The organism is Pusillimonas sp. MFBS29 (assembly GCF_020687695.1).
In the GTDB taxonomy this organism is placed as follows: domain Bacteria; phylum Pseudomonadota; class Gammaproteobacteria; order Burkholderiales; family Burkholderiaceae_B; genus Pusillimonas_C.
This window is the reverse complement of the sequence record NZ_JAJEWL010000006.1, coordinates 116,254-133,237: the sequence shown is the minus strand read 5'-3', so window position 1 is coordinate 133,237 and position 16,984 is coordinate 116,254. Positions and strand designations below refer to the sequence as shown.

The following is a 16,984-nucleotide window of genomic DNA, read 5'->3' as shown; positions in this document are numbered from 1 at the left end:
TTTTTAGTACTACCTGTGCATGTATGTAGTGACGATAGCCAGTATTTCAAGTCTACAAAGCGCCTGCTCTGCTTTCCATAGGGGTAATCTACAAGCTCCCTTAGGCTGCGGCATTTTTTAATTTTTTACCGGGACTCTGCTTGTTTTCGTCGCCGGCTTCGGCTTCGTCTTGGTAAATCAGCATGGGCGTACCCTGGCCGGTAATAGACTTTTCGTCGAGCACAACACGTTTGACGTTCTTCCTGGAAGGAAGTTCATACATGGTGCCCAACAAGGCCTGCTCGACGATGGAACGAAGCCCGCGCGCGCCCGTGCGCCGTTTGATGGCACGCTGCGCAATGGCCTTGAGCGCGCCAGGCCGGACTTCAAGCTCGACCTCTTCCATTTCAAACAGTTTCTGAAACTGCTTGATCAGCGAGTTGCGCGGTTCGGTCAGAATACGCACCAGGGTTTCTTCCTGCAGCTCTTCCAGCGTGGCCACCACGGGCAAGCGACCGACCAGTTCCGGAATAAGTCCGAACTTGATCAAGTCTTCGGGCTCGACTTCGGCGAACAGCTCGCCCACGCCACGCTCTGTTTTCGCACGCACGGAAGCCGAGAAACCTATGCCCGAGCGTTCGGTGCGGTCACGGATGACCTTGTCGAGTCCGTCGAAGGCACCGCCCACAATGAACAGAATATTGGTCGTGTCGACCTGAACGAAGTCCTGGTTGGGATGCTTGCGCCCGCCCTGTGGAGGCACCGATGCCACGGTGCCTTCGATGAGCTTGAGCAAAGCCTGCTGCACGCCCTCGCCCGAGACATCGCGCGTAATGGACGGATTGTCGGCTTTGCGAGAGATCTTGTCGATTTCGTCGATGTAGATAATGGCGCGCTGCGCCTTGTCGACATCGTAGTTGCAGTTCTGCAATAACTTCTGAACGATATTCTCGACGTCTTCACCCACATACCCGGCTTCAGTAAGCGTCGTGGCATCGGCCATGACAAAGGGTACGTCGAGCATGCGAGCCAGCGTTTGGGCCAGCAGCGTTTTGCCTGAGCCGGTAGGGCCGATCAGCAGGATATTGCTTTTGGAGAGCTCGACGTCGTCGCCCTTGACCTCGCCATAACGCACACGCTTGTAGTGGTTGTAGACCGCCACGGCCAGCGTGCGCTTGGGGCTATCTTGTCCAATGACGTAGCCGTCAAGAAAACCTTTGATCTCTTCAGGTGTAGGCAGCTCGTTGCGGATCGCATCACGAGCGGCTTCCTGGCTTTCTTCGACAATGATATCGTTGCAAAGGTCGATACATTCGTCGCAAATGAACACCGACGGCCCTGCGATAAGCTTGCGTACCTCGTGCTGGCTTTTATTGCAGAACGAGCAATGCAATGCTTTATCGTCCGTCGGTCCTTTTTTTTCGGGCATAAAACTCTTCGTTAAGTTCGGCTGGCAGAACCATGTTGCCTGCCGGATAATCAGCGGTGAACGCCGGAGCGTTCACCGGCCACCTGTCAGCATCAAGCCTCGTCGGCGCGTGAGACCAGGACTTTATCTACCAAACCATACGATACCGCATCTTCAGCCGACATGAAATTATCACGCTCGGTGTCCTCGGCTATGCGCTCGATGGACTGGCCAGTGTTTTTGGCCAGAATTGCGTTCAGCCGTTCACGCAGGTCGAGAATTTCCCGTGCCTGGATCTGGATATCGGACGCCTGGCCCTGAGCACCACCAGACGGCTGGTGAATCATGATGCGCGAATTGGGCAAGGTATAGCGCTTGCCCTTGGTGCCGGCTGCCAGCAGGAATGCACCCATACTGGCCGCGATACCGGTGCACAAGGTGGAGATCTCGGGTTTGATGAACTGCATGGTGTCGTAGATGGCCATGCCTGCATACACCGAGCCACCGGGCGAGTTGATATACAGGGAAATGTCCTTGTCGGGGTTCTCGGATTCGAGAAACAACAGCTGCGCCACCACCAGATTGGCGGTGTGGTCGTTAACTGGCCCGACAAAGAAAATGACCCGCTCGCGCAACAAGCGCGAGTAGATATCGTAAGACCGCTCGCCGCGGCCGGACTGCTCTATCACAATGGGCACGTAGCCCAACCCCGTAGGGGTCACCGAGTCACCACCGTACATTGAGGCGTAAAAATCGGTAAAACGTGACATTTAGTTAGTCCCCATGAGTTCTTCGAAAGCTACATCTTCATCGGTTACCTGGGCATTGGACATGACGTGTTCGACCACGTTGTCTTCCAGCACAATGGCTTCGATCTCGGCACGACGCTGACGATCGGACAGATAATACGCGACCACTTGCGCAGGCTGCTCGTAGTTTTGTGCGAACTCTTCGATACGGGTGCGAACCTGCTCGGGCTTGGCCTGAAGGTCGGCAGCCTGTACCAGTTCGGACACCAGCAAGCCCAGGCGCACGCGACGCTCGGACTCGGCCGTGAAGGCTTCGACAGGAATTGGCACGGAGTCGGCATTGGGCACGCCACGCTGCTTGAGCTCTTCGCGGGCAGCAGTAACACGACCTTGTGCGTCGTTATCGACCAGAGCCTTGGGAACATCAAAGGAGCAAGCTTCAACCAGGGCATCCATGACGCTGGCCTTGCTGCGGGCCTGTGCGCGTACCTTGACTTCACGCTCGATGTTGCTGCGCACGTCGGCCAGCAATTTTTCGATGTCGCCTTCTGGCTGACCCAGCGATTTTGCGAACTCGGCGTCGAGTTCGGGCAGGATGGCCTCAGCCACTTCAGTAACCGTAATGGCGAACTCGGCGGTTTTACCGGCCACTTCCTTGCTGCCGTAGTCTTCAGGGAAGTTCAGCGGGAAGGTCTTGGATTCGCCGGCCTTCATGCCGCGCACTGCGGTTTCAAACTCGGGCAACATACGGCCCTGACCCAGGACAAAGGGGAATTTCTCGGCGGAACCGCCTTCGAAGGCAACGCCGTCGATAGTACCTGTGAAGTCCAGCGTGACGCGGTCATCGTCTTGCGCTGCGCGGTCTTCACGTGCTTCGTAGGTGGCACGCTGCTTGCGCAGGATATCGATGGTGCGCTGAACCTCGGCATCGCCGACCTGCACATTGGCACGCGTAACCTTCAAAGCCTTCAGATCCGGCACCTGCACTTCGGGATAAACCTCGAAGGTGGCGGTGAAAGCCATGACGCCCTCTTCGACGCCTTCGGTCTTGGGTTCCAGATTGGGCGTACCAGCCACGCGCAACTTGGACTCACCGATTACCTTATCCAGCGAGCGACCCACTTCGGAATTGATTACGTCGTAGCGGATGCCGGGCCCATGGCTACGCTCGATCAGGGAAAGCGGAGCTTTGCCTGGGCGAAAACCTTGAACTTTGGCAGTACGAGCGACGCGTTTGAGTTGCGCCTGGACTTCTTTTTCTACGTCGGCGATCGAGACGGCCAGATCTACACGGCGCTCCAGACCAGACAAAATTTCAACCTCGGGCTGCATTAGGGACCTATATAAATGAATAATTAAAGAAATGAACAGGACATTTTACCGGAAACTCGCCCTGACCACGAAAAACGGGTGATTTTCCAGAAAACGGGAAAGATTTGGAATACCCGGCAAGCGCAAATATCAGGTCTCCAGCAGCCGCGCAACCACGCTGCTCGAGGCGTCCCCCAGCTGCGACCTGAGAGAGAAATGATTCTCGCCCTCGAGCACCGTCAGCGCAGGGATATTCGGCAATTGCCTCCATGCCTGGACTAACTCGACCGATTGACGCAGGTATTCGCTGCCTTCTGCACCACCAACCAGCACGGACAAAGGACACTTTACCTGACGATCCATCAGCACCGGGCTGAACTGCCTGGCAGCTTCCTTCGTCAACCCCAGATTGTCGTTGACAAAGGACAGCCGTATTGGCTGAAGGTCGTAGATTCCGCTGATCGCGCAGGCGCTGGCCAGACGTGGGAGTTCATATCTCGGCTCCTGAACACCTCCGGCCAGCAGCATCGCCACCAAATGCGCTCCTGCTGAGTGTCCCGATATGGAGACACGTTCCGGATCTCCGCCAAAGCGTTCGATATTGCCCAGCACCCAGCATAACGCACGCTCGCAGGCGGCAACCAGATCATGCATACTCGCCTGCGGCATCAAAGGATAGTTAACGACGACGGAGGCGATATCGTGTGGCACCAGGCCATCGGCCACATAGCTGAAACCCTGCTTATCCAACATTTGCCAATAGCCGCCGTGAAAAAAGACATTCACCCTACTGCCCTGACGGCCGGTACGGAATATATCGAGGCGCTCCAGCTCGCCTGAGCCGTAGGGCACATCGAGCACGGCTTCATACCTCTCACGCGCTGCGACGCTTTTCTGCTCCAGAGTGGCCAGCACGCGCTTGAATGCGTCCGGATCAATCTTCGCCACGTTGTCGTATTCACGATCAAGGGTGGCGCGATCCATGCCGTCGAATCGACGTCCAACCATGCTGACCCTCTCTGGCTAGAAGTCAGACAACTTTGTTAACTAGGCGACCAATGCCTTCTATCTCGAGCTCGATAGTGTCGCCCTTTTTCATGGGACCAACGCCTGACGGCGTGCCGGTGATGATGACATCACCGGGCTTTAGCGTCATGATTCCCGACACGAACTCCACGATCCTCGCAATCGGGAAAATCATGTCATTGGTATTGGATGACTGACGCAGTTCACCGTTTTGCCATAGCTGAATGGCAACGTTGTCAGGATCAAGGCTGGTTTCTATCCAGGGTCCGAGAGGTTTGTATGTATCGAAGGACTTGGCCCGGGTAAATTGGCCATCTTTACGCTGAAGGTCACGGTTCGATACATCGTTGGCGCAGGTATATCCAAAAATATAGTCTTTCGCCTCGTTTCGACGCACGTTCCTGCCTTCACGCCCCACCACGATGGCAATCTCGGCCTCGAAGTCGATGCGATCACTATGATTGTCCAGCACAATAGTGTCTCCCTGGGCCACAATAGCTTGGGGCGAGCACATGAACAGCATCGGCTCGTCGGGTACGGGAACACCGGACTCTTCGGCGTGCAGCCGATAATTGAGCCCGACACACACTAGCTTGCCGGGCTCGACCGGCGCTAACAGCTGCACATCGGCCAGCGGATATTCTTTTCCGGTATATTCGAACTCGTCGAACAGACCTCCACGCAAGACTTTTACACTGTCGCCTTCGACAACACCATGGGCAACACCGTCAATAGAAGAAAACCGCGCGACTTTCATGAAAATACCTTTTGCAAATCAAGTTGAATAGAAATAAGGACGAAGGGCGTTGAAACTGGCCTGGATGGCATGCCCGCTATCGGGAATCTGGAAGGTTTCGACCGTTACGTACTGATCGTAGGATGCCTTCTCAAGTGCCTGGAAGACCGCAGCAATATCGTATGATCCGTCACCTACCGGCAAACGTTCGGAATCACTGACGTGAAAATGCCAAAGGCAGTTGCGTTGCTGCGCCTGGAGCAAGGATTTTTCTATATCTTCACCCTCCACCAGCATGTGCACCATATCCAGCATGATCCCCACATTGGGCAACGCCACCCTGTCGATAAATTCCAGCATGTCACTCGTGCCCATAAGGCAATTAGCGTACAAGTGATTCACCGGCTCCATAACGATGCGGGTATCAGGGTATTCGCGCGCGCACTCAGCCAATGCCCGGGCGATCCAGTCCAAAGTCTGCTCAGGCGAAACACCGTCCTGGTAGCGCCCACGCAAACGTCCGACGTTAACCGCCGCACCGAAACGCTGGGCGAGTGCCATCGCCGCCTTCATTCGGTCGATAGCCCGCTGGCGTCGTTCAGGATCAGCATCAGCGAACGACAGGCCGGCCTCACCATATACCTCGCCCGTACAGACGGCTGGCACGTCCAGACCTTCTTGGTTGGCGGCATCCTCGAGTGCGTTGGCATCAATGCGGGCAGGATCGCAGACGAGAAGCTCCACCCCTTCATAACCCACCTGACGAATCTTTGCCAACGTGGGCTTGATATCACCCTGGATCGCCGTTACTTTGGAGTGCCGGACATCTGGTGTCGCGTACATGTAAGCAAGTTTCATGACTGTACAAATCGATAATCGTTCTGTTGAGCCAGCTTGGCATGGATCACTTCCTTCTTGACCACGCTGACATTGGGAATGGCAAACTCCTGGATGTTGAAATACTCCCCCTTGGCCTCCTTGCCACGGGCAATTTCCATCACAAGGTCTGCAATCTCGACGCCCACCTGTTTGAGCGTCTTGGTACCTTCAAGTACGTCACCCGCACTAATATCGGTGTCTTCGCTCAAATGGCGGAAGGTTTTATTGTTTGAACTGATCTTCACGACAGGTGCAATGGACGAGCCTGTAGGAGTTCCTTTTCCGGTAGTGAACAGAACCATGTGCGCACCACCCGCCACCTTTCCTGTAACCGAGGCAATATCAAATCCCGGTGTATCCATGATGATGACGCCCCTTTCAGTAGGAGCCTCGCCATAATCGACGATCTGCGTAATGGCTTTTGTGCCCGCCTTGTAGATACACCCCAGGGACTTTTCTTCGATAGTGGTCAGGCCACCGGCAACATTACCCGGGGAAATGAATATTCCGCTGTCATCCTCAGTGGACAATGACAGATCCACCTCGTATTTTTTAATCAGGCTGAGGAGTTCTTGTTTGATCTGATCAGACTTTCCACGTCGCGCCAGCACTTGCTCCGCCCCAACCATTTCTGTCACTTCCGACAGGATTACTGTCCCTCCATGAGACACTATGATGTCAGCCGCTTCACCCACTGCAGGATTAGCCGTCAAGCCTGAAAATGCATCGGATGAGCCGCATTCCAGCGCGACCAACAACTCCGACAGGTCACCTTCTTCCATAGGCTGGGCATCGAGCTCGCGACGCATTTCCCTTACCAGCGCTATCCCCGCCGCACCGGTTGTGCGGGAGCCACCCTCGTGCTGGACAATAAGCGTTTCTACCCTTTTGCCGGACTTGGCAATTTCGCTGGCCACTCGTGACGCAGAAGCTGTCTCGCAGCCCAGACTTAGCACAAGCACCGCACCTACGTTGGGATGCAGTCCGTGTCCTATATATGAATGCTCAGTGATGGCATTTTCTTCGGCATCGAATGTACAGCCGTATGGATGCATGAAAGTAACACCACCCGCCTTATTTGCAATGTCCATGGCCACCCGGTTCACGCATGACACGGTGGGAATAATCAGCACGTGGTTCCGTATCCCTATGGCTCCGTTGCTGCGGCGATATCCCATAAATTTAGTATCAACCATCTTGCTTGCCTCCCGTCTGAGAAGGGCCTGAAAAGCGCCTGGCCTTCAAGCCGCGGCAGTTATGCACATGGACCAGATGTCCCGCGCCAATGGCAGAGGTAGCCGAACCGATAACCTCGCCGTACTTGATAATTTCTTCGTTTAAAGCAATGTCACGCAGTGCGATCTTGTGCCCTGTCGGAATGAGCTCATGCACAGGCACCTCGTACTCTTCGAGGGCGCCACGAATTTTTACAAGCTCACCAGGCAGCAGCTCGTGAATCGCCGTAGCGACATGGTCAACATCACGAATCTGTATGGCAGCTTTGTCAATCGAGTTCAATGTAGTCTCCTTGCATTGCTTAATGCATTAGTGCTGGCAACCAGGTCGATAAACCAGGCACCAAGATGACCAGAATAAGCGTAACGACCATGGAGAACAGGAACGGCCATAGGCTTCTGCAGGCTTCAGACAAACGTATTCCAGCAATTTTCGATGCGGTCATCAAGGTTACCCCCAATGGTGGCGTCACCGCGCCTACACACAGGTTGGTCACAAACAAAATGGCAAAGTGCACAGGGTCTATGCCATATTGCTCTACCACAGGCATCAGAATAGGAACCAGAATGATGATGAGCGCATTGCTCTCCATAAAGGTACCAAGCAGCAATAGAAACACCGTGATCAGCATCAGGAACATCAGCGGATCCGACGTCATCTGAGTAAACAGCGTGACAAAATTCTGCGTGATCTGCTCGGTCGTGACTATCCAGGCAAACATCGCAGAAATCGCAACAATCAACTGAATGGGCACAGCAATGCGCAGCACTTTCATGCACACATTGGGCAAATCCATAAAACGGATCTCGCGATAAACAACGCAAGACAGGAAAAATGCATAGACCACTGCCAGCACCGCGGCCTCGGTAACGGTAACAATTCCGCCAAATATGCCACCCAGGATAATGACAGGCAGCATGAGTGGTGGCAACGCCCCCACAAAGGCGCGGCCCAGTTCCCCAACCTGGACCTGGCCACCCTGTCCGTACCCTCGCTTCTTGCTGATCAGGACCGCAACCGCCATTAGCAAGGCGGCCATAAGCACGCCAGGAAGGAAACCTCCGATGAGCAGGTCAGCGATCGAGATATTGCCTGTCACGCCCATGATCACCATCGTCAGACTGGGAGGTATTAACGATGACAAAATGCCACAGCACCCCTGCAGTGATGCACAGAAAGACGCGGGATAGCCTTTCTCCTTCATGGACGGAATCATGATGGAACCGACAGCCGCCGTCCCACCGATTGCGGAGCCGCACAACGTACCAAACAAGGCGTTGCCCAGTACGGTCACGGCGGCAAGGCCACCGGCAATATGTCCGATCATTGCATTGGCCAGACGCATCAGACGCCGGGTAATGCCCCCGTACTCCATCAATACGCCGGCAAACACGAACATGGGCAACGCCAGGAACGGATAGGAATAAATCCCCTGGGATACCCTCTGACCAAGAATGGCCAGGCTTATGTCATTGAACAGAAGGTAGCCGACACAAGTTATGCCGATAGCGAAGGCTACCGGTATGTTCATCATGATCAGGATCAGCAAAGTGATTAGAAGCACTGCAGCAACCATGGCATCACACCCCTGCACGCGCAGGGCGCGAAAAACTAGCAAACAGCTGCTCTATTGAGACCAGCGTCAACAGCGCACCGCCCACCATAGCGCCCCCGTAATGCCAGCCCACTGATATTTTCATTCCAGGTGTAATGGAATTCACGGTCGCCTCGACGACCAGATACGAACCATACGTGAGCGCGATATTGAGTATCAGCATCAAAACCGCGCCAACAATTTCAATAACCTGCCTTGGACTCTCAGGCATCATATACACCAGAAAATCAATACTGATGTGCTCTTTGCTTTCCAACAGCAATGCTGCACCGAGAAAAGTGATCCATAGCATCAGGACCAATGCCATTTCCTCGGACCACACCAATGGCATCTCGAAAAAATAGCGAAAAACAATTTGAGCGAATAGCACTACTGTCATGGCGATCAGCATGGCAACCAGCAACCATTTGACCAGGCCCGACAGCGCGAGTCTCAAGGCACGCATATCAATCCTTCAGTTCGTTTCGTGAAGATAGAAAGGCGCACCCTGCGGACGCGCCCCTTCCCATCAGGACTTGGCGTACTCGCGAACCAAGTCCATCAGCTCCTTGCCAAAGGTATCTTCATATTTGTCCCAAACGGACTGTACCGCTTGCTGGAATTGGACGGGATCGGGCTCGGTTACTGCCACGCCAGCTGCCTTGATCTTCTCAAGTGCCTCGCCATCGCTTTTTGCAATCATCTCGCGCTCTTTCAGCTTCCATTTTTCAGCAGCGTCCTGGATGATTTTCTGCTGCTCCGGAGACAGACGATTCCAGGCACTGGTGGAAATGGTCAACACGGCAGAACCCCAGATATGGCCCGATAAGGCCAGATGATCCTGCACTTCATAGAACTTGGATGCGTATATGGTGGCGAGCGGATTCTCCTGCCCATCTACCACTTTCTGCTGCAGACCGGAAAACACTTCGGAAAATGGCATCGGGGTAGGCAGAGCACCCATAACCTTGAATGTGTCAATACGCATTTCCGCCTCGGGAACACGCAGCTTGATGCCCTTGAGATCTTCAGGCGTATTGATGGGTCGGACCGAGTTGGTAATGTGACGATATCCGCTTTCCCACCAGCTCAGGGTTGTGATCTTCAAGCCGGCAAGGACTTCGCTCAACGCATCGCCCAGCTTTCCATCCAGTGCCCGATAAGCATGTTCGCGAGTTGGCCAGGCATAAGGCAGCTCTTCAATAATCAACCTTTTATCAAGAGCTTGCAGTGCGCCGGTACCGAATAATCCCATTTCGAGCACACCCAGCCCCAGGCCTTGGGCCATCTCACGTTCACCTCCGAGTTGCGAGCTTGGGTAAACCTGAATGATCACTTCACCATCTGTCGCAGTTTTGACATCTTCTGCCATACCAACCAGCGCCTTATGCCACGGATGGTCGACAGCAGAAATATGGCCAGCTTTCAAGGTGATTTTCGCCTGGGCTGCTGAGGCAAATACACAGCTTACGGCCAGCAGGCTCATGGCTGTTATGCCGGGAACTAACTTCGAAATACGTTTTGGTAGCATGGTTATCTCCTCCAGCTATGGTTAGAACAACTGAGCGAGTTCTGACACCATCACATTGATGCTGCCATCTCGCTTTACGGAATAATTCAATCCGGTCAATTCTCGAAAATCGTAGATATTCGGCATAAATTTGACCTGAAAGCTCACGCTCACTTCATATAATCGTCAAGTATCTTCTCGTAGATATCGATCGAGGCAATATAATCGGCGATCGAGACATGCTCGTTCACTTGGTGCGCCAGCCCGGGTTTGCCCGGACCAAGCACGATAATGTTCTTTCCAAGCGCCTGCAATACTGAGGCATCAGTAAAGTACTGGGCACCGCGAGGCTTTGCTTCAGTCTGATCCAGGCCTTGTTCGATAAGCACCTTATTCGCAATGGATACGATACTAGCCTGTGGATCGGTAGATACAGCGGGCACATCGAGCAATGTCTCGAACTCCAGTGCGGTCGTATCATCCTCTGCCATAATCCGTTCGCCCAGTGCTTTCATTTGTCCGGTCAGGCCTGCATGGCTTTGGTCGGGTAAGGTCCGCATATCTATTGTTAGTTCACAGCGATCGGGAATCACATTCGCCTGCTTTCCACCGTTAATCAGCGTTACGGACAAAGTTGACGGAGACAGCAGCTCATGTGGCCGGCTCTCCATATCCACCTCTGACAAGCGCTGATAAAACGGAAACAGTTTGTCGATAGCATTGATACCCCTATCAGGCATGGACGAGTGCGATGCCTTGCCACAGCTGCAAACCCGGGTCCATAGTGCCCCCTTGTGCGCAACAACCAGGCGGCAGTCTGTGGGTTCGCCGATGATCATGGCATCGAACGCCGGCAAAAGCTGTTGCTCCACCATCGCCTTGGCTCCTTCGGAGCCTGTTTCCTCGGTGGACGTTGCAGCGAGTATCAATTCTCCGGACCATGAGTCAGCTGGACGTCGGGCAAACCTCAGAAAGGCATACGTGAGCGCCAGAAGTCCGCTTTTCATGTCGACCGTGCCACGGCCATACATGTTGCCGTCTTCAATGACAGCGTCAAGCGCTCCGAGTCGCCACGGTACGCTACCCACCGGAACCGTGTCCATATGCCCGCTCAGTACAACACAGGGCCCGGGTCTGCCACTCCGCAGCCGGGCGATCAGATTCGCCCGTTGGTCATCAAGCGCATGAATCTCATACGAAATCCCGTCCTGCTCCAGCCTTGCAGCCAGCAGGCGCGCGAGGGAATGCTCGTCTCCCACTTTGCTGACTGTATTAATGCGTACTGCTTCCTGCAGCAGCCTGACGGCTTCTTCACTCTCTGCGTTGCAGGACGGCATGTCTAATGCTTTCATTTTTATGTCCCCTCACTCCATCACAGAAATTATAGGGACGCCATACTTCGCGGACTATTCGCCAATGAAATAGAAATACATGATATTTTTGTACTCTGAGTACAAAAATATCACTGAACTTCCCTTTGTGTCTCTGGAGGCACCGGCATGTGGCTGACTGTTGAAAGCGTTCTCGAATTAGAGGCATTACGAGGTGCCGAAATCATCGCAGGACATGATGGACTCGGCCGGAACATCAAGTCTGTAACGGTACTGGACGCTCCTGACGCGGCTCTATGGCTACGAGGACAAGAGCTGGCACTGACTTCGACCTTCCCACTGATCAAGCGACGTCACGGCTTAAAGACACTGATTGAAGAACTGGTCGCCAGGAATGTTGCGGGACTTGGCGTGAAGCTTCATCGATACATGACCACGCTTCCCGACAGCATGATCGTGCGTGCCAATGAACTGGCCTTTCCCATCATCAAGGTACCGGACCACGTTGCCTGGATCGAAGTCATCAATCCCATATTTGCCCGCGTCCTTGATACCGACGCCCGGCAGTTGATCCGCTCGGAGGAGATCCGTAGTCAGTTCACCTCACAGTTATTCTCTGGTGCCAGTCTGGACAGCCTGATGGCCTTGCTGTATTCCATGATCGGGCATACCGTGCTGCTGTCCAGCCCCGCCGACGCGCTAACACTCTGGCTGCCCGATACGGCACTGGCAACCGACCAGGTCATACAAGCCCTGCACGCACCCACTACATCTACCGACCATACCAGCCCATGCCCCGGTGTCATACGGCGGTGCTTTCCCGATTTCAGTATCGTGTACACGGCGCTGGACCACAGTCCCCAGAGTCAAGCCTATATTGCCGCAGTTGAAACCGACGGCCCCATTGAGCCATCTTTGCTGTATTGCCTGACCCACGCACGTGAGGCTATATCGATGAGCCTATTGCAGCGACGCGCCAACATCAGTATCGCTCGCGAAAAACATAATGAGTTCGTGCTGACATTGGTCGACTCAAACCTGTCAGGCGTCGCACGTAAAGCCCACATCGCGCGCGGGCGGGAGCGCGATTTACCTTTACATGACAGGTATATCGCTGCAATCATCAAGTTTCATAATCTGAATGATCACGTATTTCGAGCCATTGCGAGTTTCTTTCACTCCAAAATGGAAACTGACCATTTGCTAGTGAGTGGCCTGGACCGAAGCCGTTTCCTGCTTCTTATACCGGAGACAATGGGGTCTGACTTTCAATTGGACGGGGGCGTCAGTCATCTTGAAAACTATATCGCCCAGGCCTGCATGCACCAGGAAGCGCCGGAATGGAATGCCGGCATTAGTCAGGTTTCCGAGGTCGTTCATCTGGATCGTGCGTTCGAGCAAGCCGAATACGCACTGGATCATAGCCTGAAATCCGGAAAAAAATGCCAGGCCAAACTGCATGACGAAACAGGACTTTATCGCCTGCTGTCGCATCCCGCCATGCAGAGTGATGTAGGTCGTTATGTAGACGACTGGCTCGAACCGTTACTGTCTTATGATGCCCGACGCAATGCCCGACTGGTAAACACGCTTCGCACCTTTTTGGATACCAACGGGAATTATCGTGAAACCGCACGTCTGATGCATGTGCACCACAACACTGTACGCTATCGAATCTCACAAATATACACGTTAACGCGACGCGAGATACTCAACCCAAGGCTCCGTTTGCAGTACCAGTTGGCCTTGGCTTTGCACGATATGACCAGCGAGCGTCACCATCCACAGTAATGTTCCCTGCCGTCACAAGCGGCAGCGCCATTCACCCAAATTGCGCATACATAAAAAAAAGCTATAATGCTTGGCTTACTTTTGCGAACGTGGCGGAATTGGTAGACGCACCAGATTTAGGTTCTGGCGCCGAGAGGTGTGAGAGTTCGAGTCTCTCCGTTCGCACCATCATTACAATGCATGCTTGCCGGCATTGCAGCACGCCATACAGCCGGCCTGCTGCCCTACCTTGCGGCAAACATGAACCCCCGACTCAGCGCACTGCATCCTTACCCTTTTGAAAAGTTAAGGCAGCTGCTCGCGCTGTCCGGCTCTCCGCCAGCGGCACTAACTCCCATCAGTCTTTCCATAGGCGAGCCCAAGCATGCCACGCCTGCGCTGATCACGCGGGCGATGCAAGATGCCATGGCAGGGTTGTCCGTCTACCCGCCCACCAAGGGTGATGCACTGCTGCGATCAACGATTTCAAACTGGATTTCGCGGCGCTACGGCATAACACCACCCGATCCCGAGACACAGGTACTGCCGGCACTGGGTTCGCGCGAGGCGCTGTTTTCCTTTGCCCAGACCATCATCGATCCTACGGTCGACGCCATCGCGGTCTGCCCTAATCCGTTTTATCAGATCTATGAAGGCGCAAGCTTGCTGGCAGGCGCGCAACCCTATTACATCAATTCTCAGGCCGAGCTCAATTTCGGCTATGACTGGGCGGCCGTACCGGCAGATGTCTGGCACAGAACGCAATTGCTGTTTGTATGCTCACCCGGCAATCCGGCTGGCAACGTCATGGGTCTGCAGGAATGGCAAACGCTGTTCGAACTGTCTGACGAACACGGCTTCGTCATCGCCTCTGATGAGTGTTACTCAGAAATCTATTTCGATGAAGCCGACAAGCCGCTGGGCGCACTGCAAGCGGCCAGCCTGCTCGGGCGCGATGATTATCGCCGGCTGGTATGCTTTTCCAGCCTGTCCAAGCGATCGAATGTGCCCGGCCTGCGTTCGGGCTTTATCGCAGGCGACGCCGAGCTGATTGCCCAGTTCCTGCTGTATCGAACCTATCACGGCAGTGCCATGAGCCCGGTGGTATCGCAAACCAGCATTGCCGCCTGGAACGATGAAACTCATGTATTCGAGAACCGGCAGCTTTATCGCGAGAAATTCGACGCCGTCCTGCCAATACTGGAGCCGATTCTGGATGTGGCTCGTCCGGACGCCTCATTCTATCTTTGGGCGCAAACCCCCTGCCCCGATACCGATTTTGTACGCGATCTGTACGGCGCCACCGCCGTCACCGCGCTACCGGGCAGCTTCCTGGCCCGCGAGGCCCATGGCGTCAATCCGGGTGCAAATCGTATCCGCCTGGCCCTGGTCGCACCCAAGCAGCAATGCGTCGAGGCGGCCTTGCGCATCGCCGATTTTGTCAAAAACAAGTATTGAAGCTTTTCTCAACCCTCACCGAGTACTTCTATGAATAAAGACCTGCAAAGCACCATCGAGGAGGCATGGGACAACCGTGCCGACCTCTCCCCATCATCGGGACACACCGCCGTACGCAACGCAGTACAGGCAACCCTGGCCGCACTGGATGCCGGCCAGCTACGTGTGGCCGAGAAAATTTCCGGTGACTGGGTAGTGCATCAGTGGGTCAAGAAGGCCGTGCTGCTTTCGTTCAGACTGGAAGACAACAAGGTACAGGGCCAGGGTCCGCTACAGTTCTACGATAAGGTCGACACCAAATTCCAGAGTTATGATGCCGCCGCGTTTGCGCAAGGCGGGTTTCGTGTAGTGCCTCCGGCCGTTGCCCGAAAAGGCGCGTTTATCGGAAAGAATGTGGTACTGATGCCTTCTTATGTAAACGTCGGCGCCTATGTCGACGAAGGCACGATGGTCGACACCTGGGCTACAGTGGGCTCGTGCGCGCAAGTTGGCAAGAACGTGCACTTGTCGGGCGGCGTGGGCCTGGGCGGTGTGCTCGAACCCCTGCAAGCCAACCCCACCATCATCGAAGACAACTGCTTCATTGGTGCGCGTTCTGAGGTCGTTGAAGGAGTGATTGTTGAAGAGAACTCCGTTCTGGCCATGGGCGTGTATCTGTCACAAAGCACAAAAATCTACGACAGGATCACCGGCACCATCACTTATGGGCGCATCCCGTCCGGCTCCGTGGTGGTGCCAGGCTCGCTGCCGTCAGCCGACGGCTCACACAGCCTGGCCTGCGCAGTCATCGTCAAACGTGTCGACGCGCAAACGCGCTCGAAGACCAGCATAAACGAACTTTTGAGAGCCTGATGTCTGATTCCCGTGTGCTCCAGCTAACCAAAGACCTGATCGCCAGGCCATCGGTAACTCCCGACGACCAGGGCTGTCAGCAAGCACTGATCAACCGACTCGAAGCTGCAGGCTTCGTGTGCGAAACCCTGGTCTTCGGTGATGTCGTGAACTTATGGGCACGGCGCGGCACGACCGCGCCCCTGCTGGTATTTGCCGGACACACCGATGTCGTGCCCACAGGACCGCTGGAGCGCTGGGACAGTGAACCCTTTACTCCGACGGAGCGGGACGGCAATCTGTATGGCCGCGGCGCGGCCGACATGAAAAGCTCGATTGGTGCGTTCACGGTTGCCGCTGAAGAGTTCACTGCCAGCCATCCGCAGCACACCGGCTCTATCGCCCTGCTGATTACCGCCGATGAAGAGGGTCCGTCGGTCGATGGCACAGTCAAGGTCTGCCAGGCCCTGACCGAGCGTGGCGAACAACTGGACTATTGCATTGTGGGTGAACCGACCTCAACCGACCGTCTGGGCGACACCGTAAAAAACGGGCGACGCGGTTCCCTGTCTGGCAAACTCACTATCAAGGGCAAGCAAGGCCATGTGGCCTACCCTCACTTGGCGCGCAATCCCATACATTTGCTGGCGCCTGCAGTGGTCGACCTGACCACCGAGCAATGGGACCAGGGCAACGAGTACTTTCCGGCCACCACCTTTCAGATATCGAATCTGCATGCGGGAACCGGCGCCACCAATGTCGTGCCGGGCACTGCAGTGCTGGACTTCAATTTCCGCTTTTCCACCGCCAGCACGCCCGCAACATTGAAAGAGCGTGTCACAACCATATTGCACAAGCACAACCTGGACTATGATCTGGAGTGGACGCTAGGTGGCGAGCCATTTCTGACACCCAAAGGCACCCTCAGTGCGGCCTTGTCGCAAGCCATTCTCGAGGAAACCGGTGTTACCACACAGCTTTCCACTACCGGCGGCACATCCGATGGTCGTTTCATTGCAAAAATATGCCCACAGGTCATGGAATTTGGTCCCATCAATGCCAGCATCCACCAAGTGAACGAGCACATACGACTTGATACACTGGAGCCTCTGAAAAACATCTACCGTCGTACGCTCGAATTGCTTTTACCCGCCTAGCCAGGAGCT

At 54.8% G+C, this 16,984-nt stretch carries 16 protein-coding genes and 1 tRNA gene; 5 read left to right on the top strand and 12 right to left on the bottom strand.

Annotated elements, in window-relative coordinates; translation table 11 throughout:
* Positions 1-100 precede the first annotated feature (100 nt).
* The 12 genes from clpX to LKR43_RS10415 form a co-directional block, all read right to left on the bottom strand.
* Positions 101-1,408, bottom strand: a complete 1,308-nt coding sequence (gene clpX, locus LKR43_RS10470; RefSeq protein ID WP_227684003.1) for an ATP-dependent Clp protease ATP-binding subunit ClpX — start codon at positions 1,406-1,408, stop codon at positions 101-103.
* A 92-nt stretch (positions 1,409-1,500) separates the two neighbouring features.
* Positions 1,501-2,157: an ATP-dependent Clp endopeptidase proteolytic subunit ClpP gene (gene clpP / locus LKR43_RS10465; protein WP_227684002.1), complete on the bottom strand. Its 657-nt coding sequence runs from the start codon at positions 2,155-2,157 to the stop codon at positions 1,501-1,503.
* Positions 2,158-3,468 carry a trigger factor gene (tig, locus tag LKR43_RS10460; protein WP_227684001.1) on the bottom strand — a complete coding sequence of 437 codons (1,311 nt, stop codon included), beginning with the start codon at positions 3,466-3,468 and terminating at the stop codon, positions 2,158-2,160.
* Positions 3,469-3,597: 129 nt separating this feature from the next.
* The gene (locus LKR43_RS10455; protein WP_227684000.1) at positions 3,598-4,455 is read right to left on the bottom strand and encodes an alpha/beta hydrolase; all 858 of its coding nucleotides are present in this window, start codon (positions 4,453-4,455) and stop codon (positions 3,598-3,600) included.
* A gap of 22 nt (positions 4,456-4,477) precedes the next feature.
* Positions 4,478-5,230 carry a fumarylacetoacetate hydrolase family protein gene (locus LKR43_RS10450; RefSeq protein ID WP_227683999.1) on the bottom strand — a complete coding sequence of 251 codons (753 nt, stop codon included), beginning with the start codon at positions 5,228-5,230 and terminating at the stop codon, positions 4,478-4,480.
* Between the two features lie 18 nt (positions 5,231-5,248).
* Entirely contained in the window at positions 5,249-6,067 is an 819-nt protein-coding gene (locus LKR43_RS10445; protein ID WP_227683998.1) for a sugar phosphate isomerase/epimerase, read from the bottom strand.
* Positions 6,064-7,284, bottom strand: a complete 1,221-nt coding sequence (locus tag LKR43_RS10440) for a UxaA family hydrolase (protein WP_227683997.1) — start codon at positions 7,282-7,284, stop codon at positions 6,064-6,066. Before LKR43_RS10440 ends, LKR43_RS10445 begins: the two co-directional genes overlap by 4 nt.
* Positions 7,277-7,606, bottom strand: coding sequence for a UxaA family hydrolase (locus LKR43_RS10435; RefSeq protein ID WP_227683996.1), 330 nt, complete (start codon positions 7,604-7,606; stop codon positions 7,277-7,279). Before LKR43_RS10435 ends, LKR43_RS10440 begins: the two co-directional genes overlap by 8 nt.
* Positions 7,607-7,625: 19 nt before the next feature.
* Positions 7,626-8,900 carry a TRAP transporter large permease gene (locus LKR43_RS10430; protein WP_227683995.1) on the bottom strand — a complete coding sequence of 425 codons (1,275 nt, stop codon included), beginning with the start codon at positions 8,898-8,900 and terminating at the stop codon, positions 7,626-7,628.
* Between the two features lie 4 nt (positions 8,901-8,904).
* Positions 8,905-9,384, bottom strand: a complete 480-nt coding sequence (locus LKR43_RS10425) for a TRAP transporter small permease (protein ID WP_227683994.1) — start codon at positions 9,382-9,384, stop codon at positions 8,905-8,907.
* 63 nt (positions 9,385-9,447) lie between these two features.
* Positions 9,448-10,449, bottom strand: coding sequence for a DctP family TRAP transporter solute-binding subunit (locus LKR43_RS10420; RefSeq protein ID WP_227683993.1), 1,002 nt, complete (start codon positions 10,447-10,449; stop codon positions 9,448-9,450).
* Positions 10,450-10,598: 149 nt separating this feature from the next.
* Complete coding sequence (locus LKR43_RS10415; RefSeq protein ID WP_227683992.1) at positions 10,599-11,780, bottom strand: M20 family metallopeptidase; 1,182 nt, start codon at positions 11,778-11,780, stop codon at positions 10,599-10,601.
* Between the two features lie 147 nt (positions 11,781-11,927).
* On the opposite strand from LKR43_RS10415, the gene LKR43_RS10410 reads away from it, so the two are divergent.
* From LKR43_RS10410 to dapE, 5 genes are all read left to right on the top strand, one after another.
* Positions 11,928-13,550 (top strand): PucR family transcriptional regulator, encoded by a 1,623-nt coding sequence (locus LKR43_RS10410; protein WP_227683991.1) that lies wholly within the window; start codon positions 11,928-11,930, stop codon positions 13,548-13,550.
* Positions 13,551-13,633: 83 nt separating this feature from the next.
* Positions 13,634-13,718, top strand: a tRNA-Leu gene (locus LKR43_RS10405).
* 72 nt (positions 13,719-13,790) lie between these two features.
* The gene (gene dapC / locus LKR43_RS10400) at positions 13,791-14,987 is read left to right on the top strand and encodes a succinyldiaminopimelate transaminase (RefSeq protein ID WP_227684108.1); all 1,197 of its coding nucleotides are present in this window, start codon (positions 13,791-13,793) and stop codon (positions 14,985-14,987) included.
* 30 nt (positions 14,988-15,017) lie between these two features.
* A complete protein-coding gene (gene dapD, locus LKR43_RS10395; protein WP_227683990.1) occupies positions 15,018-15,839 on the top strand; it encodes a 2,3,4,5-tetrahydropyridine-2,6-dicarboxylate N-succinyltransferase in 822 nt (273 codons plus the stop codon).
* Complete coding sequence (gene dapE, locus LKR43_RS10390) at positions 15,839-16,975, top strand: succinyl-diaminopimelate desuccinylase (protein ID WP_227683989.1); 1,137 nt, start codon at positions 15,839-15,841, stop codon at positions 16,973-16,975. The genes dapD and dapE overlap by 1 nt, the downstream gene beginning before the upstream one ends.
* Positions 16,976-16,984: the final 9 nt, after the last annotated feature.

Excerpts from the sequence above, each read along its gene's own strand:
- LKR43_RS10445 (WP_227683998.1), bottom strand. The coding sequence starts at position 6,067 with ATGAAACTTGCTTACATGTACGCGACACCAGATGTCCGGCACTCCAAA.
- clpP (WP_227684002.1), bottom strand. The coding sequence starts at position 2,157 with ATGTCACGTTTTACCGATTTTTACGCCTCAATGTACGGTGGTGACTCG.
- LKR43_RS10440 (WP_227683997.1), bottom strand. The coding sequence starts at position 7,284 with ATGGTTGATACTAAATTTATGGGATATCGCCGCAGCAACGGAGCCATA.
- LKR43_RS10420 (WP_227683993.1), bottom strand. The coding sequence starts at position 10,449 with ATGCTACCAAAACGTATTTCGAAGTTAGTTCCCGGCATAACAGCCATG.
- LKR43_RS10455 (WP_227684000.1), bottom strand. The coding sequence starts at position 4,455 with ATGGTTGGACGTCGATTCGACGGCATGGATCGCGCCACCCTTGATCGT.
- tig (WP_227684001.1), bottom strand. The coding sequence starts at position 3,468 with ATGCAGCCCGAGGTTGAAATTTTGTCTGGTCTGGAGCGCCGTGTAGAT.
- dapE (WP_227683989.1), top strand. The coding sequence starts at position 15,839 with ATGTCTGATTCCCGTGTGCTCCAGCTAACCAAAGACCTGATCGCCAGG.
- dapC (WP_227684108.1), top strand. The coding sequence starts at position 13,791 with ATGAACCCCCGACTCAGCGCACTGCATCCTTACCCTTTTGAAAAGTTA.
- LKR43_RS10450 (WP_227683999.1), bottom strand. The coding sequence starts at position 5,230 with ATGAAAGTCGCGCGGTTTTCTTCTATTGACGGTGTTGCCCATGGTGTT.
- clpX (WP_227684003.1), bottom strand. The coding sequence starts at position 1,408 with ATGCCCGAAAAAAAAGGACCGACGGACGATAAAGCATTGCATTGCTCG.
- LKR43_RS10410 (WP_227683991.1), top strand. The coding sequence starts at position 11,928 with ATGTGGCTGACTGTTGAAAGCGTTCTCGAATTAGAGGCATTACGAGGT.
- LKR43_RS10430 (WP_227683995.1), bottom strand. The coding sequence starts at position 8,900 with ATGGTTGCTGCAGTGCTTCTAATCACTTTGCTGATCCTGATCATGATG.
- dapD (WP_227683990.1), top strand. The coding sequence starts at position 15,018 with ATGAATAAAGACCTGCAAAGCACCATCGAGGAGGCATGGGACAACCGT.
- LKR43_RS10415 (WP_227683992.1), bottom strand. The coding sequence starts at position 11,780 with ATGAAAGCATTAGACATGCCGTCCTGCAACGCAGAGAGTGAAGAAGCC.
- LKR43_RS10425 (WP_227683994.1), bottom strand. The coding sequence starts at position 9,384 with ATGCGTGCCTTGAGACTCGCGCTGTCGGGCCTGGTCAAATGGTTGCTG.